Below are 26,986 nucleotides of genomic sequence, written 5' to 3'. Positions count from 1 at the left end.
CGCTTAAGGAAGGAGTATTTTGTCAGAAAACGATAAAATACAATTCTGTTAGGGGATGTATGCAATTTATTCTCTTTATTTTTGCAACAGAACCACCTTCAAAATTATCTTTTGTAGTTGAAGTTTCCTGAATAATAAGTTACATTTTTAAAGTTCAAGCAACTTTATGAAAGTACAAAAAGGGGAGAAATATTATTATTATGCAAAAAATGAAATGGAAGAACTATGTATGTTACTTTGTAATTCTATTACTGCTTGGAACGGCAGTAATAGTCAAACCATCTATCTCTAAGGCTGAGGAATCTGAAGTTAATATTACATTGTTAGGTACTGCAGATATTCATGGTAGATTTATGCCTTGGGATTATGCGCTTGATGGAGCAAATATGAGTGGAAGTTTGACGCAGCTTTATACGGTTATAAAGAAGGTCCGTCAAGAAAATCCAAATACCATATTAGTAGATGCCGGGGATACAATTCAAGGAAACTCAGTAGAATTATTCAACGATAAGCCACAATCGCCAATGATGGTAGCGATGAATACAATGGGGTATGATGCCTGGGCATTTGGAAATCATGAATTCAACTTTGGATTAGATACATTGAAAAAAGTTAGTGAGCAATATAAGGGAAAAACGTTAGCAGGAAATATTTACAAGCAAAATGGAGGGCGCTTTCTTCCTGCATATACAATTGTAGAAAAAGATGGAATTAGAGTTGGGATTATTGGTATGAATACACCAATGATTAGTGATTTTGAAAAAGGGACAGATCACTTAGATGGTTTAGTGGTGAAAAATCCGGTAGAAGAGACGAAAAAGGCAATTAAGGAATTAGAAGGTAAAGTAGATGTAATGGTAGGAGTTATGCATATGGGATTAGAAAATGAGAATGGTATCCCTGGTACTGGTGTTCAAGATATTGCAAATGCTTGTCCGGAACTAAGCGCTATTTTTGCGGCTCACATGCATAAACTTGTAAAAAAAGAAGTTGTAAATGGCGTAATTATTACAGAGCCAGATAAATATGGAACACATATTTCACGTATTGACCTTACTTTTACAAAGCAAGATGGGAAGTTGGTTTTAAAAGATAAAACTGCTACCGCTATACCTGTAAAAAATGCTGATGGAACAACGATATTATCTGATCCTACACTTGAAGAAACACTAACACCTTTTCACGAATATGCGAGAGGAGATGCAAATGTTGTAGTCGCTCAATTAAAGGGTAGAAATCTTGTTCCTGAAAATGAAATAAAGGGTATTCCAAGTGTTCAGATTCAAGAAACACCTTTATCAGATTTCTTTCATGAAGTCATGCTCTACTACAGTAAAGCAGATGTAGTAGCCCATCAAATTGATAATGATTATGCCCGTTTGGATACAGGTCCTATTAAGAAAAAAGATATTGCGTACAATTACCAATATGCCTTGGGAGAAATTACAGTATATAAGATTTCTGGAAAAGATTTAAAAGACTATATGGAATGGGCAGCAGGATATTTTAACTCATCTCGTGCCGGAGATGTAACCGTTAGCTTTGATAAAACCCGCCGTGCATCTAAATACAGTACGAACGATTTCTTTGGAGGCGTAAAATACGAAATTGACTTAACAAAACCATACGGAAGCAGAATTACAAATTTACGCTCTATTCGTACAAACAAACCAATCAAAATGAGCGATGTTATGACGCTGGGAATGAATGCATATAGAATGGAGGCTCTTCAGGCAAAAGGGGGAGCTTTAGAGGGGCGTAAGTTTGAACAAATTTGGTCATCTAAACAAGAGAATGCATTTGGAGAAACAGGTGGAACCATTCGTAACCTTGCTATTACATATTTAAAAGAGGTAAAGAACGGTGTATACACACCGAAAGTTATGCATAATTGGAAAATTACTGGTGTAGATTTACATTCTTCAGAGCATAAGGCTGTAGTTGATCTTGTGAATAAAGGGATTTTAGAAATTCCAAAAACAGAAGACGGAAAATACACAAATATAGCATCTATAAATACGAAAGATTCAATTACAAAAGAAGAGATTGTAGCACTCTCACAAAAAGCAAATATTAATCCAAATCAGTTTAAGCATATAAAAACAAAAGGTGAATTTTACAAAAAACTTAGTAGGATTACTAAAAAAATATAAATTATAAGGTTTCTTATAGTAATTGTTATTTTAATAACATTAAACCCACTCTTAAAATAGTAAAGAGTGGGTTTTTATGTTGTTATTTAGAGGTAAGTATACTTTTATTACAATGAATATAGATAATTAATAACTAACCAATTGGATGAGCGCCTATAAGGACTCTTTTTTATTCAAATTAATGTTCATATGTGTTCCGTTCATTATTTATAATATTGACCACAATTTATGTAATTTTGCATAATGTTACATAAATTGTGTATTTTCTCTTTTTTCCGACAGAAATAGACAGTATACTTTGTACAAGCTTTCTATTTCAAAAATTATACGAGGTGAAATAATGAAAAACACAAAGACATTAACTAAGGTAGCATTAACAACAGGATTAGCTTTAACAGCTGTGGCACCATATGGGGTAGGTCATGCAGAGGAAACAGATCAGTTACAAGTTCAAATTCAGGAGGAATCGTTCCGTTCGGGTGAACTCACACAACCGTCACAAAAGGCACCAGAAAATGTAGTAAAGGATGCACTTAAGGAGAAAACAGAGCAAGCTCTCTCCCAAAAACAAGTCAATGGAGAAGCAGGAGTAGATTATAAAGTCCTTCAAAAACGTGGTTCGTATGATGGAACTACACTTGTACGTATGCAGCAAACATACGAAGGAAAAGAAGTATATGGTCATCAATTAACTGCACACGTAGATAATAATGGTGTTATTAAAAGTGTTTCAGGTGATAGCGCGCAAAATTTAAAACAAGAAGAATTGAAAAAACCTATTAATCTATCAAAAGATGAAGCAAAACAATTTATTTATACGAAGTACGGGAACGATATCAAGTTTATTACTGAGCCAGAAGTTAAAGAGGTTATTTTTGTTGATGAAAATAATGGACAAGCAAAAAATGCATACCAAGTTACCTTTGAAGCTGCAACACCAAACTATGTTTCTGGTACTTATTTAGTAAATGCACAAAATGGTGATATGTTAAAAAATATGGTACAAGAATCTAACTTAAAAGCCAGTGACAAACTAGTTGGAGCTTTAAAGAAAAGTAAACAAAGCAGTCTTACATCATTAACCGGAACAGGAAAAGATGATTTAGGTATTTCTCGTTCATTTGGTATCTCTAAACAAAGTAATGGTAAATATGCTCTTGCTGATTATACAAGAGGGCAAGGAATTGAAACATATGATGTGAATTACAGAGATATTACTAAAGAAGAAAGCTATTATCCTGGTACATTAGCGACTAGTACTTCGGCAACATTTAACGATCCAAAAGCAGTAAGTGCTCATTACTTAGCAACAAAAGTATTTGATTTTTATAAAGATAAATACAAGCGTAATAGCTTTGATAATAAGGGACAAAAGGTAGTTTCAGTTGTACACGCTTGGGATTCTGAAGAGACGAATGATCCGAAAAATTGGCAGAATGCATTAAGTGCTAATAATGGAAGTATGCTTGTATATGGGGATCCTATTGTTAAAGCATATGACGTAGCTGGACATGAATTTACACACGCTGTTACTTCTAGCGAATCTAACCTTGAATATTTCGGGGAATCTGGTGCGATTAATGAGGCGCTATCTGATATTATGGGAACATCTATTGAGAAATACGTAAATAATGGAAAATTTAACTGGACAATGGGAGAACAAACGGGATCTGTTTTCCGTGATATGGAAAACCCAGCTTCTGTTCCATCTTCACTAGGAGTACCTTATCCAGATGATTACAGTGAATTTAACGATTTTAATGGATGGGATCAAGGCGGTGTTCATTTTAATTCAAGTATTATTAATAAAGTTGCGTATCTCATTGCGAAAGGCGGAACTCATAACGGAGTAACTGTTAAAGGAATTGGTGAAGATAAAATGTTTGATATTTTCTATTATGCAAATACAGATGAGTTAAACATGACTTCTAATTTCAAAGAATTGAAATCAGCATGTATTCGAGTGGCAACTAATAAATATGGTGCGAATACAGCTGAAGTTCAAGCAGTTCAAAAAGCATTTGATGCAGCAAAAATTAAGTAATTTAGAAACATAGTCATCATTCATATATTAATACATTATGAAAAACAGTTAATATCATTTTAAGGATATTAGCTGTTTTTTTACGTAGCTATGTATTGTTGAAAATAAACTGACTAAGCAATAATTAGGTGCGTTATCTATAAGAAGTTGCGACAAATAAATAAGGTTTAAAGTGTGTAAAAACAGAAAATTAATAATATATTGACCTCTTGATAGAAAGTCTATAAAATGAAAGCGATAACAAACGATTGCTTTAAAATAATTTCCCTGACCTTTTAGCATTTACAAATATATGAAGGCATACACAAATCTATTTTTTTAACTATTAATGCAAACGTTTTCGTATTAAAAGGTCATTGAAATACATACGTGAAAATAGCCAATATGGAGGTGAATTAAAAGAGATTTCTAGATTAATTTAAGCAGTGTTATTCAGTGTAAGCATAATAAATCGCTAGTAATATTTGAAGAAAGGGTGTATGTGGTGCAAATTACAAAAAGATTAATTAATAAAACAGTTTTATTACTTACTTTAATCATTATGTTATCATCTGTTTTCTCCTTTCAGAGTGTGAAGGCAGTTTCAAATTCGAAAACAACTGAAATTATCATTCATTACAAAGAAAAGCTTGGAAATACAAAAGACTGGAATCTTTGGTTATGGGGAGAAAATGCAAATGGTACATCTTATGAATTTACTGGTGAAGATGAATTTGGAAAATACGCTAAGATAAAAATAGACGGTGACTATAATCGTGTAGGATTTATAGTTCGAACAAATGAATGGGAAAAAGATGGTGGGGATCGTTGGATTGAAAATATAAAGGACGGTCGTGCTGAAGTATGGATTCTTTCGGGTGATGAAAAAGTATATAACTCTAAGCCTTCATCGGATCTCTCAATTCAAAAAGCAACTATTGATAGTTTCAATGAAATTACTGTAACGACTAATGTCCCGTTTAATATTAAGGAAAAGAAAATTGAAATTGAAGGCATTAAAATTAAAAATATTACTCCTTATGATACAAACAGTGGAGATATTACTAATAAGGTTAAAATAATTACGGAACAGAAAATTGATTTAAAACAAACATACAAACTTAAAATAGAAAACTTAGTTGATACGAATACTGAAATTGGTAAAGTCATTCGTAGCGAGGAATTTGATAATTTATTTTATTATAGTGGTAACGATTTAGGGAATACATATACCGCGCAACATACAAAGTTCCGTGTATGGGCTCCTACTGCAAGTGAAGCGAAGTTAGTTACATATAAAAAATGGAACGATAAAATAGGTACTGAAATAAACATGCAACAAGGTGAAAAGGGAACTTGGACAGCAGAACTAAAAGGGAACCAAAAAGGGCTCTTTTATACGTATAAGGTCAAAATTGGTGATAAGTGGACTGAAGCAGTTGATCCGTATGCACGTGCTGCTTCTGTAAATGGAGATAAAGGTGCGGTTGTTGATTTAGAAGAAACCACTCCGAAAAAATGGAAAGCAAACAAAAAGCCAAAATTTAAAAATCCGGAAGATGCTATTATTTATGAGTTACATGTACGTGATCTTTCCATCCAACCTGAAAGTGGTATTAAACAGAAAGGGAAGTATTTAGGTGTAACAGAAAAAGGAACAAAAGGGCCAGAAGGTGTAAAAACAGGACTTGATCATATAAAGGATCTAGGTGTTACTCACGTTCAGTTTTTACCGATATTTGATTATGCTTCAGTAAATGAAGAGACTTTAAATGAACCGCAATATAACTGGGGATATGACCCTAAAAATTTCAACGTTCCAGAAGGCTCCTATTCTACAAATCCTTATGAGCCAACTGTTCGAATAACTGAATTAAAGCAAATGGTTCAAATACTACATGATAATAATCTTCGTGTGGTAATGGATGTAGTATATAACCATATGTATAACGCTGCTGAATCTAATTTCCATAAGTTAGTTCCAGGTTATTATTATCGTTACAATGAAGATGGAACATTTGCAAATGGAACTGGAGTAGGAAATGATACTGCTTCAGAAAGAAAAATGATGAGGAAATTTATGATAGATTCCGTCACATATTGGGCAAAAGAATACAATTTAGATGGATTCCGTTTTGATTTAATGGGTATTCATGATTATGAAACGATGAATGAAATACGTAAAGCTGTTAATCAAATTGACCCTTCTATTATACTACACGGAGAAGGATGGGATTTAAATACACCTCTTGCAGCTGAGCTGAAAGCAAATCAAAAAAATGCAGAGAAAATGAAAGGGATTGCTCATTTTAACGATAATATACGTGATGGGTTGAAAGGTAGTGTATTTGAGGAAAAGGAAAATGGTTTTATAAATGGAAAGGAAAACATGGAAGATCGTATTAAAAAAGGTATTACGGCAGGTATTGACTACGATACAAATTCGTCTACCTATCAAGATCCGGAACAGGTATTAACTTATGTGGAAGCACATGACAATCATACATTATGGGATAAACTTGAGTTAACTAATTCAGGTGACAGTGAAGAAGTGCGAAAACAAATGCACAAATTGTCTTCTTCAATTTTATTAACATCACAAGGAATTCCATTTTTACATGCAGGGCAAGAGTTTATGCGGACGAAATACGGTGATCATAATAGTTACAAATCTCCAGATTCAATTAACCAGATGGATTGGCTGCGCCGTGCAACGTTTAATAATGAAGTAGATTATATGAAGGGTTTAATAGAATTACGCAAAAAGTACTCAGCTTTTCGAATGACATCTGCAGAGCAAATAAAAACACACGTATCATTTATTGATGCTCCGAAAAATACTGTAGCTTATACAATAGAGGGGAATAAAAATGAATACTTTACAGTGGCTCACAATGCAAATAGAGAAGCTGTTGAAATAACACTTCCATCGAAAGGGCCTTGGAAAGTACTAGTAGACAGCAAGCAGGCGGGAAGTAAACCACTTTATGTTGTCCATGACAATAAAATTAAAGTTCCTGCATTAAGTTCATTTGTCTTAAAAACAGAGAAACCGATTAAATAAAAGCGAAGAATGTGGAAATAAATACTGCATTGAGCAAATTTAATAAGGATTGCAAATGAAAAAAGCGAAGTGAGATTATTCTCACTTCGTTTTTAAAGTTAATGTAATATAATTTCACATACTGTAATTATATTACAATTTAATAAAAGAAATAAGCAATAGATTATTTCTTTTGTGGCAGTAGGAGAAGAAGATATCTTTGAGTTTATTTATAAAATTATCTGAAATACATTCGTAATTCAGATAATGTTTATTATATATTCGAACATATAACGAACTAGATGTTCGAGTTGTATTAATTCCTACAAATCGTTTAAAAATAACAAAGGCGTAAAAAGTATATGGAATTAAAATAGAGAAAAGACACCATTCAAGGTGTCTTTTCTCTATTTTGAATATGAAATGTAAGTAACTCGATTGTATGTAATAGTATGTGATATTTTCACACTAACTGATTAAGAAAAATTTAAAACTCTTTTCTTAATCTATTTGTAATAAATTACATCATAAAATTTTATCGATATAATAAATAAAACTTTCTCAACATTATTTGATTTAATAACTATATTCAACCGCTCTCCAATCCATTACAATAATTTCACATTGGAAATACATGAATATTCTCAATGTTATAAATGGTTTATACCTTATAGGATTACTATGGGAAAGGATGTGAAATATCCAAAAAAAAATCATTTTTTATGATGAAATAAAAAATTTTAATGAAGAAAAAGTTATTTCATTATTTTCAAGTTTCGTTAAAGTGCATGTATTTATAATCACTATGAGACAAGGAATAGAATTTTTAAAAAAATTAGAAGATTAGAAAATTGCATTTCAAAAATAAGTTAAACGTTTATGGAGGGTTATATGAGCGAGAAAATTTATTACTGGTCTCCGATTAAGCATTGGGAGAAGTTGCATAATGAAGTTTTGATAGGGGAAATGAGATTTACAGGTATTCTGTCTGAGTGGTTTCCTGATCTTTATTTTATGGCTCAAAAAGGTGTGAAAATCAGTGAACTAGTAGAGCGCTTTTCATTAGGAAATGTAGAAGAGACACAAAAAAACATAGAGCTCATGATAAAAAATCGTGTGTTAGTAAGTAACATATTACACCCAAGAGAAGTATTTTCTTCACAAGAAAAGATTTTTTCAAATCCATATAGCAACCAGATTCGCTTTTCTAAAGAAAAGTTAGATAAGTATATGAGTGAACAATTAAATCGCACGCACGTTGCTGCACGGTCGACCGAAATTCAACTTGAAACAACAAATGAGCTACCTACTATAATTAAGGAACGTAGATCTTGTCGTCAATTTGATATGGAAAAACATATTAGTTTTTCGGAATTTTCCCGATTCTTATCAACTCTAAAACAGGTTAGGGAAGAAAAAATATACTATCATTACGCAAGTGCAGGCGGGCTCTATCCCATTGATATCTTTGTTTATGTAAAACCAAAACGTATAGAGGGTATGAAAGCTGGATTTTATTATTATAACCCATCAAAAAATAGTCTTGTGATTGTAAACAGCATTGATCAAGTAATCAAAAGTGATCATGAGTTAATTAATCAGGATTTATTTACTCAATCTGCCTTCTCAGTTTATTTGGTTTATAATGCGAACGCTTCCATCCCGAAATACGGTTCAGATGGATATTTATTTGCTTGTATTGAGTCAGGCATTATCACCGCTACCTTAAATATGGTTGCTGAAACATTAAATTTAGGGGTTTGTTCAGTTGGTCATATGAAATTTGAAGATATTCAGCAATTTTTATGTTTGGATAATCATCAAGTGTTTCTCCATGGGCTTGAAGTTGGCTTAAAAATTAACGAGTAGAAGAAATGAATATTAGGGGGATAAAGATAAAAATGCACATTAAAGATCGAAGTTCAATTCATGAAAATAAAGAAGTAGAAGCGTTTTGGAAGGAGCAATTATCTTCCGAGATTCTCGATTTTTCTGTATTTAAATTTAATAGCGATTACCAACTAAATAAAGAAACACCTTGTGAGTACGTTCAAGTCATAGTAAATGTAGAATTTAGTAAAAGTATACAAAAAATAAGTAAGTCTCAAGATTTATTATTATTTAGCTGGTTTCAAGCCGCTTTAAGGGTTTGTTTGGCACATTATACAGATCAAGAAAGAATTACTATTGGTATTCCTATAATTGAAAAGAATCTTGAACAAAGTGAGAATCTTAATAAGTTGATTCCTTTAGGAAGTGAAATCCATCCGCATCACACCTTTAAACAATTAGTAAATGAGATTGAACAAACGACTTTATTCGGGTATGAAAATCAGGAGTATCCGCTCTCTGAATTATTAGTTAAACACAATTTAACTCCTTTTCAAATTGTAATCGGGATGGAAGGATTACATAATGAAAATTCGCTAGAAGAATACGCAGAGAATAATTTAGCCCTATGGATACGAAGAAAATGGAATGAAATACATAATGAATTTGAATTTCAAATTTCTTGTAAGTCCCGTTCATTCTCTTCTTTGCAACAGTTTGCCAATTCGTATTGTTATGTTTTAAAGCAAGTTTCACAAAATCCGAATTTGGCATTGAAAGATATTTGTATTATTGCAGAAGAAGAAAAAGAGTTGTTAGAAGGATTGAATACTTTTCAAACGGGCATAGACTTGTTTCAATCATTTCAAGATTTGTTTGAAGCGCAAGTATTAAAAACTCCAGATCAAATTGCTGTTGTTTGTAATGATCAATCTTTGACATATAGAGAATTGAATAAGAAAGCGAATCAATTGGCTTCTATTCTTCAAAGTAAAGGTGTTTCAAAAGAAAGTATTATTGGCGTTATGGTAGATCGGTCATTAGAAATGATTATTGGTATGATGGGGATTTTAAAAGCAGGAGCAGCGTATTTACCAATCGACCCTAACTACCCAACTGAACGAATTGAATATATGTTACAAGATAGTCAAGCAAAATATTTACTTAGTAAGCGAACAGAGGAAGTATTGCCGCAATTTGCGGGTGAAGTAGTGTATCTTGATAAAGAATATCTTTTCCAAGGTGAAGAAAGTAATTTAGTACGAGAACATAATCCTAATGATTTGGCTTATGTTATTTACACATCAGGATCGACAGGAAATCCAAAAGGGGTAATGATAGAACAAAAATCGCTAGTTCATTTTTTAAATGTAATGAGAGAAAAAGTAAAAGCTAATCAATCATTCTTGTTTCTTGCTAGTGTATCTTTTGATATTTCCTTGTTAGAAATATGTCTTCCTTTAACGCAAGGTTCAAAAGTAGTAATTGCTACAGAGGAACAGTTTGCAACAAAAGAATTGGCTCATTTGGTCAAAAAACATAAGGTGGATTTATGGGAATCAACGCCATCGCGAATGGAAGTGATTTTGAGTGATCCAGAAGGGGCAAATTTTCTAAAAGATTTAAAATCTATTTTATTAGCAGGAGAAGCATTTTCCATTGATTTGGTTGAAAAAATTCGTTGTATCAGTGAAGCAACAATTTTAAATATTTATGGTCCCACAGAAACAACCATTTGCGCAACAGTAAAAGACTTGAGCACTTCCAAAGAAGTTACGATCGGCAAACCAAATCCGAATTATCATTCCTATATATTGAATAAGTATGGCCAATTAAAACCATTTGGAATTCCCGGTGAACTCTGCATTGCTGGAGTAGCGGTAGCACGAGGGTATCTTGGTAAAAGTAAACTGACAGATGAAAAATTTGTACAGAGTCCTTTTGCGGCAGGGGAAATGATGTATCATACAGGTGATCTCGTTCGTTGGTTGCCTAATGGAGAACTTGAGTATTTAGGTCGAATGGATCATCAAGTGAAAATTCGAGGGTATCGGATTGAATTAAGAGAAATCGAAACTCAATTAAGGGAATATCCAGAAATAAACCAGGCTATCGTTGTTGATCAAGTGTATGGAAATAGGAAATTATTAGCTGCCTACTATGTATCGGATAACAAGGTGTCTTTTGGTGAAATCAGAAAATATTTAAGTGATAAATTACCTGAGTTTATGATTCCTGAAAAAATGATTCAGGTAGAAGAGATTCCATTGAATCCAAATGGAAAAGTGGATAGAAAAAGGTTATTGGATATAACCCAAACGGATTATGTATCAATTCCATACGTTGCCCCGCGCAATGAAATTGAACAAAAATTGGTGCGTGCGTGGGAAAAAGTTATGGAGATTGAGGGAATCGGTATTCATGATAATTTTTTTGCATTAAAAGGAGAATCCATTAAAGCACTTCAGGTAATTAATTTATTAAGAAAAGACTGCTTAAAAATAAGTACAACAGATTTTTTTAAGCACCCTACAATCGCTCAACTGAGTTCTTGTGTAAAGTTAGAGCATAAAGAAGAAAACTTTGAAAGTAAACCAACTCATGTTAAAGATTTGTCTAATCCATTCTCCTTAACAGAAGTTCAGACAGCGTATATGTTAGGAAGGAATTCACAGTTTGAATTAAGTGGTATTTCCCCTCAAACATATTTTGAATATGAAACAGCATTGGATATCAATCGTCTTTCAAAAAGTTTTCAAAAGGTGATCCATCGTCATCCAATGTTGCGAGCTGTAATTTTACCAGAGGGAAAACAGCAAATATTACAAAGCGTTCCTGATTACGAGATTGAAATAGAGAGTCTCATAGATTTAGATGATAGGAATCAACATGCTCGCTTACAAGAAGAGCGTTCTCGAATGACTAACCATGTATTCCCTTTGGGGCAATGGCCTTTGTTTGAATTGAAAGCTTTTCTTTTAAAAGAAGACACGTATTTATTATGTTTTCGATACGATGCTTTATTAATGGACGGAGCAAGCATGAACATTGTTGGACAGGATTTGTTGCATTATTATTATAAACCAAATCAAAAATTAGAATCTTTATCTTTTGATTTTCAAGATTATATGTTTATCTATTATGAAATGGAACAAAGCGAAGAATATAAAACAGCAAAAGATTATTGGACAAGTAAGCTTCCTGACTTTCCGTTTGCACCTTCTTTGCTGTTAAAAAAGGATCCAGCAGAGATTGCTACTCCTAAATTCCAATCACTTACAAAAATCCTGGATAATAAAAAATGGACAAAGCTACGAAAGTTAGCACAAGAGAAAGAGGTAACGCCTTCCGCTCTACTTTGTACAATATATGGTGATGTGTTGGCATATTGGAGTAATCAACGTCGATTAGCAATTAACTTGACTGTATTTAACCGTTATCCTGTTCATGATGAAGTAGAACAGATTGTTGGAGATTTCACATCACTTATTTTATTGGATGTTGATGTAAAACCAGAGCAAACTTTCTTTACTAGAGTAAAAGAAACGCAAGCTACTTTATTAGATGGCCTTGAACATCGTCATTACGATGGAGTTAACTTTATTCGAGATTTTACTCGATATCATCAAATGACGCCAAAAGCAGTTATGCCAATCGTTTTCACCTCGATGTTAGCAGGTGCAGGTGCTTTCTCTTGGGAACAACTTGGTTCTCTTCGCTATATTCATGCTCGGACTCCACAAGTGTATTTGGATAATGTAGTAATTGAAAAAAATGGAGAGTTACTAATTAGCTGGAACTATGTTGAAGAGTTGTTTGATGTTGATGTAATAGAAGCAATGTTTTCCCAATTTGTTGACTTATTGGAACAATTGGTGAAACAAAGCGATATAACATCTTTGCAGATGAAAGAATCGGATCAAATTTTAATTAAGCAATACAATGAAACAACAGAAAAAATACCTTCAACTACTCTGTATCAATTATTTACAGACCAAGTAAAACGTACACCGGATGAAGTAGCAGTGGTATTTGAACAAGAATGGTTAACATACACGGAACTTCATAAACGCTCCAATCAAATTGCCCACTTCTTAAAAGAGCAAGGCATTGGTCTAGGTGACAAAGTGGGTCTTTTAGCAAAAAGGCGAGTTGACACAATTGTTAATATGTTAGGTATTTTAAAAGCAGGTGCCGCTTATGTTCCGATTGATCCCGATCATCCTTTAGATCGCCAAACATATATTTTAAAAAATAGCTCATGCAAGCTTTTATTAGAACCTAGTCTTTATGAAGAAAATCATTTGTCATTTTATACAACAGAAGATATGCCCGCTATTGCTGGTCCAGAAGATATTGCCTATATTATATACACTTCAGGAAGTACAGGAAAACCAAAAGGAGTAATTATTACTCACCAAGCGGTTACAAATACTATTCAAGACATAAATCAAAAATATGAGGTGAATGAAGATGATCGTATTATTGGTATCTCTTCCATGTGTTTTGACCTATCTGTATACGATATTTTCGGAGCTTTAAGCACAGGTGCAATGTTAGTAATGATTCGTGATCCGAGAGACATGCAAGAATTAATCCGCACTGTCGAACGTAGAGGGATTACAATTTGGAATACAGTGCCTGCAATCATGGATTTGGCATTGGATCAAGTAGGTTCTCATTTTGAACATTCTTCTTTACGTTTAGTTTTACATAGTGGAGATTGGATTCCGCTTTCTTTACCAGAAAAAATAAAACGACATTTTCCGATTGCAGAAGTAGTTTCACTAGGAGGGGCAACAGAAGCATCGATTTGGTCAATTTATTATCCGGTCAAACAGGTGGAATCACATTGGAATAGTATTCCATACGGGATGCCCTTGGCAAACCAAACGTATTATGTGTTGAACTATGAAAAGAAAATGTGCCCTGTTGGTGTAATTGGAGATTTATATATCGGGGGAGTGGGCCTTGCTAAAGGATATTTAAATGATGAAAAGAAAACAAATGAAGCGTTTGTGTCACATCCTGATTTTGGTCTTATATACAAAACAGGAGATTGTGGGAAAATGCATTCTGAGGGATATATTGAATTTTTAGGCCGCCAAGATTACCAAGTAAAAATTCAAGGGTATCGAGTAGAGTTAGAAGAAATCGCTCATTGTCTTCTAACTTATAAACAAGTCGAACATGCTGTCGTAATTGATCAAACAGATGAGAACGGAATAAAATTTTTAGTTGCATATGTGGTAACTGAGCAAAATATTAGTACAACAGAACTACGAAAGCATTTGCGAGATCACTTGCCAGATTACATGATTCCTTCTTATTTTGTTTATTTGAACCAATTACCCTTGACTCCAAACGGTAAATTAGATAGAAAAGCGCTCCCTACTCCCGAGAAACAAACAAATGAAGTATTTATTGCCCCAAAAACTGAAATGGAAAAAATATTAACTAGTATTTGGCAAGAAGTACTCAAAATAGATCAAGTTGGAGTAAATGATCATTTCTTCGCCTTAGGTGGAGATTCAATAAAAGCGATTCAAGTGTCCGTCAGACTGTATCGACAAGGATTCGAGCTTGAACCAAAAAATATATTTTCATTTCCTATATTAAGGGACATGGTTCAATTTGTTAAAAAGCTAGACCAGTTTTCAAGTTCACAAACAAATGATGTAAACATAATGAACGATAATAAAGCTACATTACTAAATGTTAAAGATAAACAACTTAATCAACATACACTTAACAAAATACAAGAAAAAATGCCGGATATAAAAATAGAACGTATTTACCCGTTAGCACCTTTCCAGGAAGTTATTTATGAGCATGCTACGAATGAACCTGATACAAATGCATATTTTGAACAAACAATTTGGGCACTTGAGGGGGAGCTGGATATTAAACTCTTTATTCAGTGTTTCCAACAATTAGTTGATCGTCATGATTCTTTAAGAACAATAATTGTGCAAGATGAACAAGCAAAACCTTGGCAAGCTGTTCTATATGATGTTCAAATAAATTCAGAAATAAAAAACTTGATTGAGATGACGAAACAAGAACAGCAAGAATTCCTAAAACAGTGGATGAATGAAAATTTAAGTCGAGGATTTAAAAATGATGAACTTATGACACGTCTCTGTATATTCCAACTAGGTAATAACGAGCATAAAGTAATTTGGAGTTCCCATCATCTATTATGTGATGGGTGGAGCGTCAGCATTTTGATAGACGAATTATTCCAGCTCTACGAAACTACAAATGCCGGAACTACGGCGGGGTTACCTATGGTAAAACCTTTTGAAACATTTATAGATTGGACTTTGGCACAAGATCATGAGAAAGCACGTCATTTTTGGCGAGATTATTTATCAGGATACAATCAGAAAATTAGTATTCCTAAAAAGAAAGTCCCATCTAAAAGTGAAGGGTTAAACTTCACTTTTATGGATTTAACATTAGACAAGGATTTGACTGATCAGTTACAGACATTTGTAACTAAAAATAATATAACTATGAATACAGCATTACTAGCTGTATGGGGAATATTGCTTGGCAAATTCAACGGAACGAGAGAAGTAGTATTGCCTAATCTAGTATCAGTCAGACCTCCCGAAGTAGAAGGAATTGAAAATATGTTCGGTCTGTTCACAAATGTTTTGCCTATCCGATTAGCATGGACAGAAACGCAATCTTTTGTGGACTTCTTGCAAAAGGTACAACTAGAGACATTGAAATGTAATGAGTATGCATACTATTCATTTGTTGATATACAAAAGCAAAGTGAATTAAAAACTGAGTTGACTGACCATCTTTGGGTTTTTGAAAACTATCCAACTAATCCAGCAATCTTTTCTTCAAATGAAAACAGACATTTTGCTATCACGGATTACGAAGTTGTTGATGAGCCACATGTAAAGTATGGAATTATGTGCTTCCCTGAAGAAAGACTTACAATAAAGTTTGGATATGATCAAACGGTATATGAAGCAGAGAAAATACAGGAAATATTAAATCACATCCATGGGTTAATCAACACGATTCTTCAAAATCCAATACAAACAATTTGTGATTACAAATTATAAAAAATGAAAAGGCGAGCAAGAACTCGCCTTTTTAAATAGAATAGGAGTAAATCAAATGACAAAAAAATTACAGTTATCAGCCGAAGAAATGCGTCAGTTAGGATATCAAGCGGTTGACTTGATTGTTGATCATATGAATCATTTAAAAAGTAAACCAGTTTCAGAAACGATTGATAGTAATATTTTTAGAGACAAGCTAATTGAAACGATTCCGGAAAACGGATCTAATCCAAAAGAATTACTTCATTTTCTTAATAACAATGTGTTTAATCAAATTACTCATGTGGATCATCCTCATTTTATGGCTTTTGTGCCAGGTCCTAATAATTATGTTGGTGTATTAGCAGATTTTTTAGCAAGTGGGTTTAATGTATTTCCTACAGCTTGGATAGTAGGTGCAGGTGCCGAACAAATTGAATTAACGACAATTAACTGGTTAAAATCAATGCTAGGATTCCCTGATTCAGCTGAAGGACTATTTGTCAGTGGTGGTTCCATGGCTAATTTGACTGCACTTACTGTAGCGAGACAGGTCAAGCTGAATAATGACATAGAAAATGCGATTGTTTATTTTTCTAACCAAACTCATTTTTCTGTAGATCGAGCACTTAAAGTATTAGGTTTTAAACAGCATCAAATTTGCCGAATTGAGACAGATGAAGACTTAAAAATTTCAGTTAGTACTTTAAGAAAACAAATAAAAGAAGATCGATTAAAAGGGAAAAAACCATTTTGTGTTATTGCTAATGCAGGGACAACGAATTGCGGAGCGGTGGACTCCCTCGATGAATTGGCTGATGTATGTGGTGATGAAGATATATGGCTACACGTGGATGGGGCTTATGGGGCTGCAGCAATTCTCAGTGAAAAAGGAAGGGAGTTATTAAGTGGAATTCATCGTGCCGATTCTTTAACGTTAGACCCGCATAAATGGCTTTTTCAGCCTTATGATGTTGGTTGTGTACTTATTCGAAATAGCCAATATTTAAGTGAAACATTCCGTATGATCCCAGAGTATATTAAGGATACAGAAACTAATATAGAAGAAAAAGTGAATTTTGGGGAGCGTGGAATTGAACTTTCTCGTAGATTTAGAGCATTAAAGGTATGGCTTTCTTTTAAAGCATTCGGAGTTACAGCTTTTCGTGAGGCAATTGATCATGGCATTATGCTAGCTGAACAAGTTGAAGAGTTTTTAAGGAAAGAAAAAGATTGGGAAGTAGTAACACCCGCCCAATTAGGAATTGTTACTTTTCGTTATATTCCATGTGAGCTAACATCTACAGATACAATTCATGAAATAAACAAAAAATTGGTGGAAGAAATTAATCAAAGAGGATTTGCTATGCTAAGTACTACTAAATTAAAAGAAAAAGTAGTAATTCGACTTTGCTCTATCAACCCAAGGACAACAAAAGAAGAAATACTTCAAATCATGATGAACATAAAAGCATTGGCAGAGGAAATAAACACATCGCCTAAACATCTTATATCTGTTTCTCAACCTTGATATATTAGGCGGATTTTACATATTAATAGCCGATTCTCATTTAGAATCGGCTATTATGTTTAAATGATAACATATATACTATTTATAAGTATTTATCTTGTAATGGGATTAAGCCTCAACCTTGGATACTCGTTTGAAACCAGTCTTTATTGCTTGTACTATTTCGTTCACAGCATAAATAGATACATCGGCATTTGGATTTAACCCTTCAAACCAGTGATAGGCATTTGGATATAAATGAAACTCCACATCAACACCAGCTTGCGCTAGTTTGCTTACATAGGTTAATGTTTCGCTGCGGAATGGATCTAATTGACCAACAAATGTGTAAGTATACGGTAAGTCACTATAATCCTCAGCTCGAGAAGGTGCTGCATAGGCAGGGATTTGATCCGTTCCATACATTTCTCCTAAATACATTTTCCAGCCAGCTTCATTTGCCTTTTGATTCCAAACAAATCCCTCTTTAATTTCATTCGCTGAAGGTGTATCATTTCTGTCATCAATCATTGGATATAGTGGCATTTGTAAACAAATTGAAGGATATTTTCGATCTCGGGCTAATAATGATAATGCTGCTGTTAGTCCACCGCCGGCACTTACTCCTGCAACCCCAATACAATTTGAATCAATGTTTAATGACTTTGCATTATCAGCAATCCATTTTAAAGCTGAATAACAATCCTCAATTGGTGCTGGGTAAGGGTGTTCAGGTGCTAAGCGGTAGTCTACAGACACGACCACACAGCTAGCTTCTTTTGCAAACCTCATACAAGTATCATCGTTATCATCTATCGACCCTAAGATATAACCTCCACCATGTATCCATAATAAGACAGGTAAAGATTCATGATTTGATTTTGGACGATAAATTCGTAATGGTAACGGATTATCATCAGGCCCAACAATGACTTTATCTGTTAAAGAAAGAGAGTCATCAACAACGGTAGGTGGTCTCATTTGAGCTATTCCTTCTCTGATTGATTGCAAATTTTCTGGGCGTAAATCGAGATCCGGAAACATCTCTAACCCTTGTAATAATTCTGGATTTACTCTAGTTTTCATTTTAGCACCTCTATTTGTAATTGTTTTCAAATAAATGAAGTGTATTCTAAGTAGTTTAATTGTGAAAGAACACCACAATTAAATTGTAAATTGGATATGTTATAACGGTCAACAGAATATTCGGAAATTAAAACCTTTCTCAAGAAGGAGTTTCATGCAATTAATAATACAAGTAGCGGATTTAAGAGCAAAGTGTTTTAATGTCGTTGTAATTATGTACATTAGAAAAATTTCTTTTCTAGACTCATGAAGAATTATAAAAAGCAAAATTTTATAGATAGTTATTTTAAAAATAAACAAAAAGAGAAGAACTAACCAATGTTCTTCTCTCTTTTTCATATGTAATTAGGGTATCCATAAATGTAAATACGGATGGTATAGATTAATGGATGAATAATTTATTTTTAAATTAATAACGTAATAAATAAAGATTTTTGTATGTAATATTGCATATACAGGGACCACTGGTGAAAATGCTGAGCAATGTTTTTCCACATGGTAAATTAGTTCCTTAGTTATTTATTTTATTTCATTTTCAATCGTGTAAGGCTTGGGGCTAAGATTTACAAAGGTGACTAGTAAAAAATATAACAATATAAGTATAAGATTTTGTACTTAGTAATCTCGCGATTTAAGGCATGACATTGGATAAGTGCGGGGAGTTCAATCGATTTTGAATAAAATCAATAGTATCAGTTGCAATTTTTTTACGTTTAAGAACGATCCCGGCATGCCCACATTTATAAATATATCGTGGAGGTCTTTCCCAAGATTCCCACAAGTAGTCTGTATCCTCAGAATGCACATATAGATCATGCTTACCTGAAATTAATAAAATATTTTCTTTTTTTACTTTTGGCAATGCTTGACTCGGTTCAGTGATTTTCCAATAATCTATTAAATCATCATACGTAACACCATGATGTTCCAAGTCTTCTCTAATAAATTTACCTGGAGTTGTATTCCAAATAGAATAAGAAAGTCGATTTGCATAGAAAATGGATGCTAACACATCAATTTCTTCTTCAACAAGAGAGGTTAAGTTAGTAATAAATCCGCCTAAACTAATTCCTATTAGAATGAGGGGCCCATTTTTATTTGCTTTAATCCATTTAATCAAAGCCCGTAAATCAGCTACCGCTTGTCTAGTTGCTTGTACTGTTCGTTCAATATTTGCACTTACCATGTACTCTCCACTGAATAAGGATTGATCGGGTTTTCTTTCAAAATGATAGGGTAGAGTGAAATAATACATATTCCACTTCAGGCTGGTCATATGGTCATGGAATATTTTTTTTACACGTTCGTTAGAATCCATTCTCCAACCGTGAACAAAGATAACATGAGGGGCATCTTCAGTTTTATGTAAGAATAATTCCCCAGTTACAGAATCGTTGCGTGAATCACCGGATTGAACCGAGCTTTTATAGTTGAATTGCCCAACCATGTATTCATTTTCCTGCTTTGAATGCTTAATGTCAAAATGAATATGTGATGGTTTTACTTTATAAAAAGATTCTATGTCCTTTATATTTAATGAAGTGTTAGAAAGGGAAGTATACTGAAACTCTACACTTCTTTTTTTATGTAAATCATACAAGGCGTACCGATCAATGAGTTTTGAAAAAATCAAATTAACCTCCTCCAAGATACATATTGTTTAAAACATGGACAAAATTTATGTTGTAAATTAATTATAAAATATTCTCTTTTCCTAATAGTAGGTGATAAATTTGTATATCATATTATAAAGCTTGCAATAAAATAAAACTATAAATATATACTAAAATTTAAGAAGTAAGTTAATGTTCATATCCATATAAAAGAATATTAAATTGTTTCTTTTCTTATTAAAAGATGTAATTTCTATTAGGAACTTACATTCTCATATAAATATTTACAAATAGGTTTCTCTATATTTATTGTATAGAAATTACACAGTAAATATTTTTTGTGCTACATACATTAAATTAATCTTAACCTTTAATAAATTTATTAAACGGAATAACTCCATATCAATATTCAAAAACGGCTGCATTTTTGAATTTGTGTTCTAGCTTTTCTGAAACAGGTAAATAACTACACATAAACTCCTTATATCTCTAGTTAAACTACCGATTAGCTCCATATAAACTCTAGATAACCTATATAGAATACAAGTTATCAAGGAGGTAAGAAAAAATGAATTTTATGAAACGAGCAATTCTCAGTATGAAAAAAAGGATAGGAACATCATTAATTTTGATGGCAGTTTTTCTGATTGTTACAAATTTGGTTCTTTCAGGTTTCACAATCCAAAATGCATCAAAAAAAGCAGCGGATGCTGCAAGAAAAAAACTTGGTGCAGATGTTACTTTAGGTCTTGATTTCGACAAATTAGGTCAAAAAGCTAAGGAAACTGGAGAAATGCCAAATCCGCCGCAGCTCGATGCAAAAGAAACAGATCAATTAGCGAAGTCCAAGTATGTAAAAGATTATAATTACATAGCTAACACTTTCGGTATTTCTGATGGGCTTAAACTAGTAGGAGCTTCAGAAGGAGAAGGAAAAGGTAAAGTGGGAATGGCGGCTGCGCGAGGCGGTTCAAGCTCTGGTACAGAAATCGATATGAACGCTTCTTTTATGATTGAGGGAGTTCGCAAGACTGCATTACAAGAAAGCTTTAAAAACGGAAAAAGTAAAATCATTGATGGAAAACCAATAACAGAGCAAATGAAGGATCAGAATGTAGCTTTAATGGAAAAACGATTAGCGGAATTAAACAATTTGAAAGTAGGAGACAAAGTTAAAGTGCAATCAGGGGATAAGAAGGAAACCCTTGAGGTTGAAATTATCGGTATTTACGAAACAAATGAGCAAGCAATGGGTCAACAGGCTCCTCCTATTATGGATCCAGCTAATAAACTATATATGCCGCATTCAACTATGAAAAAATTAGAAGTAGACCAAGGTATAAGTAGTGTTCAAGTCGTGTATTTCTTGAATGATCCACAATATATTGATGCATTTAAAAAAGAAGCAAGAAAATTTAATATTGATTTTAATTATTATAAATTAGATGCGCATGATTCATTGTACAAGCAAATGATTGGTCCTATCGAAAATATCTCTTCGACTTCTCAAATGATTATTTATATTGTATCGATTGCAGGTGCGATCATTTTAGGATTAATCATAATGCTATCAATTAAAGGGCGTCGTAAAGAAATGGGAATTCTATTGTCCATTGGAGAGAAAAAGTGGAAGCTGATGGCGCAATTCGTAGTAGAAGTAGTGTGTGTCGCTATTTTAGCATTTGGATTATCCATAACAACAGGAGCTAAAGTTTCTCAATATATCGGGGATAATTTACTTTCGAATGAAATTGCTACTTCAAGCGAAGAAACAGATACCTCGCAACATGGTACTGTAATGATGGCTGGACCTGATGGTACTCTACAAAATCAAAAAGAAGATCCGATTAATAAAATTGATGTAAGTGTAACAGGAGAAGATGTAGGAAAAATGGGTGGAATTGGACTAGCTATTGCTATAATAGCAACGCTTCTTCCGGCATTATCTATTCTACGTTTAAACCCAAAACAAATTCTTTTAAAAGATGAATGAGGAGGCTCGATATGGAGACAATTTTACAGTTTAAAAATTTAGATTATTATTATGAAAGTAATGGAAAAAATGTAGCGATACTAGAAAATGTTAACTTTTCTTTTCAAAAAGGACATTTCTACACGATTTTAGGACCATCTGGATCTGGTAAAACCACAACTCTAAGCTTAGGTTGTGGACTAGATGTCCCTAAAAATGGTTATGTACTGTATAATGGCAAAGATATTAGAAAAATTGGTTTGGATCGATACCGTAATCAAAATGTATCTGTAATTTTCCAATCTTATAACTTAATAACCTATATGACAGCTCTTCAAAATGTCTTAACAGCAATGGAAATTACAGGTGTTAAAGTGCAAAATAAAACAGCAAGAGCATTACAGTTATTAGAGAGGGTAGGACTCTCAGAAGCTGAAGCGAAACGAAACGTCCTGCAACTAAGCGGTGGGCAACAACAGCGTGTAGCAATTGCTCGAGCACTATCTTGTAATGTTGATTTATTGATTGCGGATGAGCCAACAGGAAACCTTGATGAGCAAACCGCAATGGATATTATAGAACTGTTTCAAGAACTTGCACATAAAGAGAATAAATGTATTATTGTTGTGACGCACTCACAGGAGGTTGCTAAAAAATCAGATCGTGCAGTGTATTTAAGTAAGAAGAAGTTGGTTGTAAATGAAATCTAATATAAACATCGTAGCTGTTCAATTCACATAATTTTCAAAATCTAGACCTTTCAAAAGCTTATATTTGTTTTATAATAAAATCAAGCCATAATCAAAATGGTCTCCCTGTACTGAATGTTAAAATAGTTTGTTGTTCCCGTTTTAATAATATTTGAAAAAGAACTTGTAGGATATTCTACAAGTTCTTTTTAGTATAATTGGTTACCTATATCATGGGATAATCATACATAAAAAACGGAACATTACCTAGATGTATAATCTAAATATCGTCCCGTTTACCTATCTATGTATCTGTATAGTTATTGCAGAATTAAACCTACAATCATAATTAAACTAAATACTATCATCCAACCAAACGCGCAATATCCAAAAATTTTAATCCATTTAGGTAATTGATTCATGTTAATTTTATTTGTGGGAACTCCTTGCATCGAAAACATCATTTTTTGATCTCTATCTCTATTATTTTGTTGTTCATACATAATATCATCACCTTTCCAGAACTATTGTGTTTATAGTATATCAACCTAAAGAAAATTATGTACAGAATAAAAGAGGATAGCATATATATTATGTGGTGAATTTTATAAATAAATGCATTTAATTGCCATGATTCTAAGTGCTAATACGTTATAAATACTGAACAAGAGCCCTACATAAATAGGACTCTTGTTCTTCAAATATTAACTTGCTGGATATGCATCAGAACCAAGATAACGTTCTTTTATAATTTGAAGATGATGAAGCTCATGACCGGCAATGATGTATGCTAATGCACGAACTGTAACTTCAGAATTATTCGCATTTCCTCTTTGTGACCAGGCTTCTTTATCTAAGCTTCTAAGTAAATACAGGGTAGATTGGCGAACAACTATTAAATTCTCAAGAAGATCTTGCATAGATTGCTTATCAAAAGCAGCTCTAAGAACATACATATCATCATTATAGCCTGGAAGTTCTGCTGTCTCGCCTCGAGCGATTGATAGCAATCGATACGCCATAATCCGTTCTGTATCTGCTATATGACCGATTACTTCTTTTATACTCCATTTAGTAGGAGTATACCGGAAAAGTCCCTCACTATTAGAAATTCCCTTTAATAAAAGATTCGTTTCCTTCATTTGTTGTTCTAGAATATGTATGATATTTCCGTCTGATACTAAGTTGGTATACGTTGCATAATAGGAGTTATATTCACTTATCTTTGGTCTTATTTGCATACGAATCATCCTTTATGTTTTATGTTTAATCTTTACATATAGCTTATCATAAAAGAATTCCAAATTAATCTGAAAAATGGAGGCAAATATGCATTTTTCATCCTCCTTTTCAGTTTCATAGATGAAATGCATGTCAAATAAGAGAATCTAATTTGCTGCTAAGCGGAATTTCGTTTTTTGCTGTTATAGTAGAAGGTAAATATTTAAGTTGACTTATGACAATCGCCATTTAAAAAGCAGCATATGTCATTAAATGAAAAACCTGTTAATAAGTTTATATTTACTACAAAAAACAAACAAACTCGTCCTATTTAAAGGAGAGTTTGTTTGTTTTTTTATGTTTAGATAATGGAATACTCATGCGAAATTGCACACTATGTTCCATATTTTTTATTGAATACTTTATATCTAGCGTCTCAAGAATTTGTTTAACAATATATAGCCCCAAACCACTTCCTCCAGTATTTCGATTTCTTGATTTTTCAATTCGATAAAATGGTTTGAAAATTTGTTGTAAATCTTCATCTTTAATATTGACACCTGTATTTATAATTTGCATTTCGATTTGACTTTGTTTAGAATCCTCATTTAATTTTATATAGACTCTTTCATTATGTGGGGAATACATAACCGCATTATGGATAATATTTTTACATGCTTTTTCTAAAAGAGCACAATCTGTATAAATAGAAAGGTCAGAATCAATTTCTTTTATTATTTCAATGCTTTTTTGAGAAGCAAAAAATTCGAGATCTTTTGTAATTGTACCTATTAATTTTGAAAGATTAACTTCTTCTACTTTTAGTTTGAAGGTGTGTTGTTCTAATTTCGATACACTTAAAATTTCACGAACTAATTGTTCTATACTTTCAATAATTTGATGATTTTTCTTTAAATATTGATCGCGATTTTGATAAGGGCCAATATTGTATATCATCCCTTCTAAGTATCCTTTCATTACAGTAAGAGGGGACTTTAATTCATGTGCTACAATCGCAAAAAACTCTCTGCGTTTTGTTTCTATTTCTCTTTCTTTTTCAATATCATTTTTTAATTGTTCATTTGCTTTTTTTAAATCAAACATAGCTTGTTGTAAGTTAATAGACATGTCATTCAAACTATTAGACAATTCTCCTAACTCATCTGTAGAGCGAACCTCAATTTTTTCGGAGAAATCTAAATTTGCCATCTTTTGTGCACCTTCATTAATATAAATAAGTGGCTTTGTAATAAACCTGGAATAAAAATAAGCACTCCCTATACCAATTACGAGTACAATGATACTAATATAGGGGAGAAAGCGTACTAAAACTTGTGAAGCTTCATCAATCGGTTGAAATGTAGCAAACACTACAAGTGTTAAACTACCATCTTGAAATTGAATTGGTTTCGTAACGTTATATGAATTGCTAAGGGTACCTACATTCTCGAACCGTGTTGCTCTAGTAACTACTGTTGTTTGCGAACCACTTTGAGTAAAAGAAAATGAAGGAGAGTATTTAATTATTCCCTCATTATTTTGAAGATAAAGCATCGCATTATTTTTTTTTGCATATTCATCAAAAAGTGGTATCGCATCTTGAAACGTAAGATCTTTAGACTTATCAATGATTTCTTTTATTCCTGTTTGAAGTTGATCTGTTTTGTATTGCTCATAAAATGTAGGGAGAAAGAAGTATAAAGTTAAATAAATCAATACTGCAAAGGATAACAAAATGAGAGATGTAGTCATAAAGAGTTTATAAGTAATTTGCTTCATTTTCATGAGTTTCACAATACTATTCATCAATTTTATAACCAATACCCTTTATTGTTTTAATATAAGGGATAGCTAATTTTTTACGTAGATTTTTAATATGTGTATCAATAATTCGTGTTTCTCCAAAATAATCGTACCCCCAAACCTTCTCTACGATATTTTCTCTTGTAAGTACTTTTCTCTCATTTTGAAATAGTAGTTGTAGAATTTCAAACTCTTTTGTCGTTAATATAATTTCAACGTCATTTACATACACTCTATATGCATCCACATCGATACGAACTTCTTTAAATATTAAATGATTATTTACATTTTTATCATAACTTCTTCTAAGTACAGCTTCGACTCGTCTAATCAAAACATGAAATGAAAAGGGTTTTGTTATATAATCATCGATCCCAAGATCGAATCCTTTCATTTGATCTTCCTCTTCTTCCAACGCAGTTAGCATAATAATTGGTACGTTTGACTGACTTCGAATCATTTTAGAAACTTCAAACCCATTAAGATTGGGCATCATAACATCTAGAAGAATTAAATCAAATGATTGCTTATTAAATTGTGTCATACCCTCTAGTCCATCTGAAGCGACTACCACTGTATACTGCTGTGTCATTAAAAATTGTTTAATTAATTCCTGAATTTCTTGATCGTCCTCAACCACGAGGATATGATAATTTTTCATAATATCACCTCTGGTAGTCATTATAGCCGTACAATCTGGAGTTTATGTGGAGATACAGTAGTAAACTTCATAGGACGTTTACTACCAAAAAGTATTATTAGCTATATTCCTTTTTTATGGAGAAATAATTGCTTAAAAAAACTTATCGTATGAATTGATGTACGATTAATATTTACGAAAAACTAATGTATAATAACGTGAATTGTATGTAGTTTCTTAAAATTCTCGAAAATATACTTTTGCTTCTTTACCAAAAGAGGAAAAGGAATTTCAATATAGAAGAAGCTACTGTAATACTAGAGTGTGTGCCAAGAA

At 32.8% G+C, this 26,986-nt stretch carries 14 protein-coding genes; 8 read left to right on the top strand and 6 right to left on the bottom strand.

The window, feature by feature from the left end:
* Window positions 1-200: 200 nt before the first annotated feature.
* From MHH27_RS13940 to MHH27_RS13915, 6 genes are all read left to right on the top strand, one after another.
* Complete coding sequence (locus tag MHH27_RS13940; RefSeq protein WP_340942982.1) at window positions 201-2,153, top strand: bifunctional metallophosphatase/5'-nucleotidase; 1,953 nt, start codon at window positions 201-203, stop codon at window positions 2,151-2,153.
* A 340-nt stretch (window positions 2,154-2,493) separates the two neighbouring features.
* Window positions 2,494-4,197, top strand: a complete 1,704-nt coding sequence (locus MHH27_RS13935) for a M4 family metallopeptidase (RefSeq protein WP_097821832.1) — start codon at window positions 2,494-2,496, stop codon at window positions 4,195-4,197.
* A gap of 484 nt (window positions 4,198-4,681) precedes the next feature.
* Entirely contained in the window at window positions 4,682-7,240 is a 2,559-nt protein-coding gene (gene pulA / locus MHH27_RS13930; protein WP_340942979.1) for a type I pullulanase, read from the top strand.
* A gap of 870 nt (window positions 7,241-8,110) precedes the next feature.
* On the top strand, window positions 8,111-9,088 hold the full coding sequence (locus tag MHH27_RS13925) for a SagB/ThcOx family dehydrogenase (RefSeq protein WP_137073756.1): 978 nt from the start codon (window positions 8,111-8,113) through the stop codon (window positions 9,086-9,088).
* 32 nt (window positions 9,089-9,120) lie between these two features.
* On the top strand, window positions 9,121-16,137 hold the full coding sequence (locus MHH27_RS13920; protein ID WP_340942976.1) for an amino acid adenylation domain-containing protein: 7,017 nt from the start codon (window positions 9,121-9,123) through the stop codon (window positions 16,135-16,137).
* A 55-nt stretch (window positions 16,138-16,192) separates the two neighbouring features.
* The gene (locus MHH27_RS13915; RefSeq protein ID WP_000162820.1) at window positions 16,193-17,647 is read left to right on the top strand and encodes a pyridoxal phosphate-dependent decarboxylase family protein; all 1,455 of its coding nucleotides are present in this window, start codon (window positions 16,193-16,195) and stop codon (window positions 17,645-17,647) included.
* Between the two features lie 108 nt (window positions 17,648-17,755).
* Here the strand turns inward: MHH27_RS13915 and MHH27_RS13910 are convergent, their stop codons facing one another.
* Window positions 17,756-18,712, bottom strand: a complete 957-nt coding sequence (locus MHH27_RS13910) for an alpha/beta hydrolase (protein WP_340942974.1) — start codon at window positions 18,710-18,712, stop codon at window positions 17,756-17,758.
* A gap of 631 nt (window positions 18,713-19,343) precedes the next feature.
* Complete coding sequence (locus tag MHH27_RS13905) at window positions 19,344-20,345, bottom strand: alpha/beta hydrolase (RefSeq protein ID WP_000577725.1); 1,002 nt, start codon at window positions 20,343-20,345, stop codon at window positions 19,344-19,346.
* Between the two features lie 548 nt (window positions 20,346-20,893).
* On the opposite strand from MHH27_RS13905, the gene MHH27_RS13900 reads away from it, so the two are divergent.
* Both MHH27_RS13900 and MHH27_RS13895 read left to right on the top strand, forming a co-directional pair.
* Window positions 20,894-22,318: an ABC transporter permease gene (locus MHH27_RS13900; RefSeq protein ID WP_340942972.1), complete on the top strand. Its 1,425-nt coding sequence runs from the start codon at window positions 20,894-20,896 to the stop codon at window positions 22,316-22,318.
* Window positions 22,319-22,329: 11 nt separating this feature from the next.
* On the top strand, window positions 22,330-23,007 hold the full coding sequence (locus MHH27_RS13895) for an ABC transporter ATP-binding protein (RefSeq protein ID WP_000447865.1): 678 nt from the start codon (window positions 22,330-22,332) through the stop codon (window positions 23,005-23,007).
* A 299-nt stretch (window positions 23,008-23,306) separates the two neighbouring features.
* Here MHH27_RS13895 and MHH27_RS13890 read toward each other — a convergent pair whose 3' ends face one another.
* The 4 genes from MHH27_RS13890 to MHH27_RS13875 form a co-directional block, all read right to left on the bottom strand.
* Window positions 23,307-23,489 carry a hypothetical protein gene (locus tag MHH27_RS13890; protein WP_000273237.1) on the bottom strand — a complete coding sequence of 61 codons (183 nt, stop codon included), beginning with the start codon at window positions 23,487-23,489 and terminating at the stop codon, window positions 23,307-23,309.
* Window positions 23,490-23,690: 201 nt separating this feature from the next.
* Window positions 23,691-24,227 (bottom strand): DinB family protein, encoded by a 537-nt coding sequence (locus tag MHH27_RS13885; protein WP_098250658.1) that lies wholly within the window; start codon window positions 24,225-24,227, stop codon window positions 23,691-23,693.
* Window positions 24,228-24,534: 307 nt separating this feature from the next.
* Window positions 24,535-26,013, bottom strand: coding sequence for a sensor histidine kinase (locus MHH27_RS13880; protein ID WP_076876335.1), 1,479 nt, complete (start codon window positions 26,011-26,013; stop codon window positions 24,535-24,537).
* Window positions 26,006-26,671: a response regulator transcription factor gene (locus tag MHH27_RS13875; RefSeq protein ID WP_000800739.1), complete on the bottom strand. Its 666-nt coding sequence runs from the start codon at window positions 26,669-26,671 to the stop codon at window positions 26,006-26,008. The genes MHH27_RS13880 and MHH27_RS13875 overlap by 8 nt, the downstream gene beginning before the upstream one ends.
* Window positions 26,672-26,986 lie beyond the last annotated feature (315 nt).

The organism is Bacillus sp. FSL L8-0152 (assembly GCF_038006365.1).
GTDB classification, from domain to species: Bacteria; Bacillota; Bacilli; order Bacillales; family Bacillaceae_G; genus Bacillus_A; species Bacillus_A cereus.
Note: the sequence above shows the minus strand (reverse complement) of the source record. Positions and strands in the feature narration are given on the sequence as shown.

What these genes read in the sequence shown, in the direction of transcription:
- MHH27_RS13895 (WP_000447865.1), top strand. Translation starts at nt 22,330, where the DNA reads ATGGAGACAATTTTACAGTTTAAAAATTTAGATTATTATTATGAAAGT.
- MHH27_RS13915 (WP_000162820.1), top strand. Translation starts at nt 16,193, where the DNA reads ATGACAAAAAAATTACAGTTATCAGCCGAAGAAATGCGTCAGTTAGGA.
- MHH27_RS13890 (WP_000273237.1), bottom strand. Translation starts at nt 23,489, where the DNA reads ATGTATGAACAACAAAATAATAGAGATAGAGATCAAAAAATGATGTTT.
- MHH27_RS13940 (WP_340942982.1), top strand. Translation starts at nt 201, where the DNA reads ATGCAAAAAATGAAATGGAAGAACTATGTATGTTACTTTGTAATTCTA.
- MHH27_RS13880 (WP_076876335.1), bottom strand. Translation starts at nt 26,013, where the DNA reads ATGAATAGTATTGTGAAACTCATGAAAATGAAGCAAATTACTTATAAA.
- MHH27_RS13910 (WP_340942974.1), bottom strand. Translation starts at nt 18,712, where the DNA reads ATGAAAACTAGAGTAAATCCAGAATTATTACAAGGGTTAGAGATGTTT.
- MHH27_RS13920 (WP_340942976.1), top strand. Translation starts at nt 9,121, where the DNA reads ATGCACATTAAAGATCGAAGTTCAATTCATGAAAATAAAGAAGTAGAA.
- MHH27_RS13935 (WP_097821832.1), top strand. Translation starts at nt 2,494, where the DNA reads ATGAAAAACACAAAGACATTAACTAAGGTAGCATTAACAACAGGATTA.
- MHH27_RS13925 (WP_137073756.1), top strand. Translation starts at nt 8,111, where the DNA reads ATGAGCGAGAAAATTTATTACTGGTCTCCGATTAAGCATTGGGAGAAG.
- MHH27_RS13885 (WP_098250658.1), bottom strand. Translation starts at nt 24,227, where the DNA reads ATGCAAATAAGACCAAAGATAAGTGAATATAACTCCTATTATGCAACG.
- MHH27_RS13875 (WP_000800739.1), bottom strand. Translation starts at nt 26,671, where the DNA reads ATGAAAAATTATCATATCCTCGTGGTTGAGGACGATCAAGAAATTCAG.
- MHH27_RS13900 (WP_340942972.1), top strand. Translation starts at nt 20,894, where the DNA reads ATGAATTTTATGAAACGAGCAATTCTCAGTATGAAAAAAAGGATAGGA.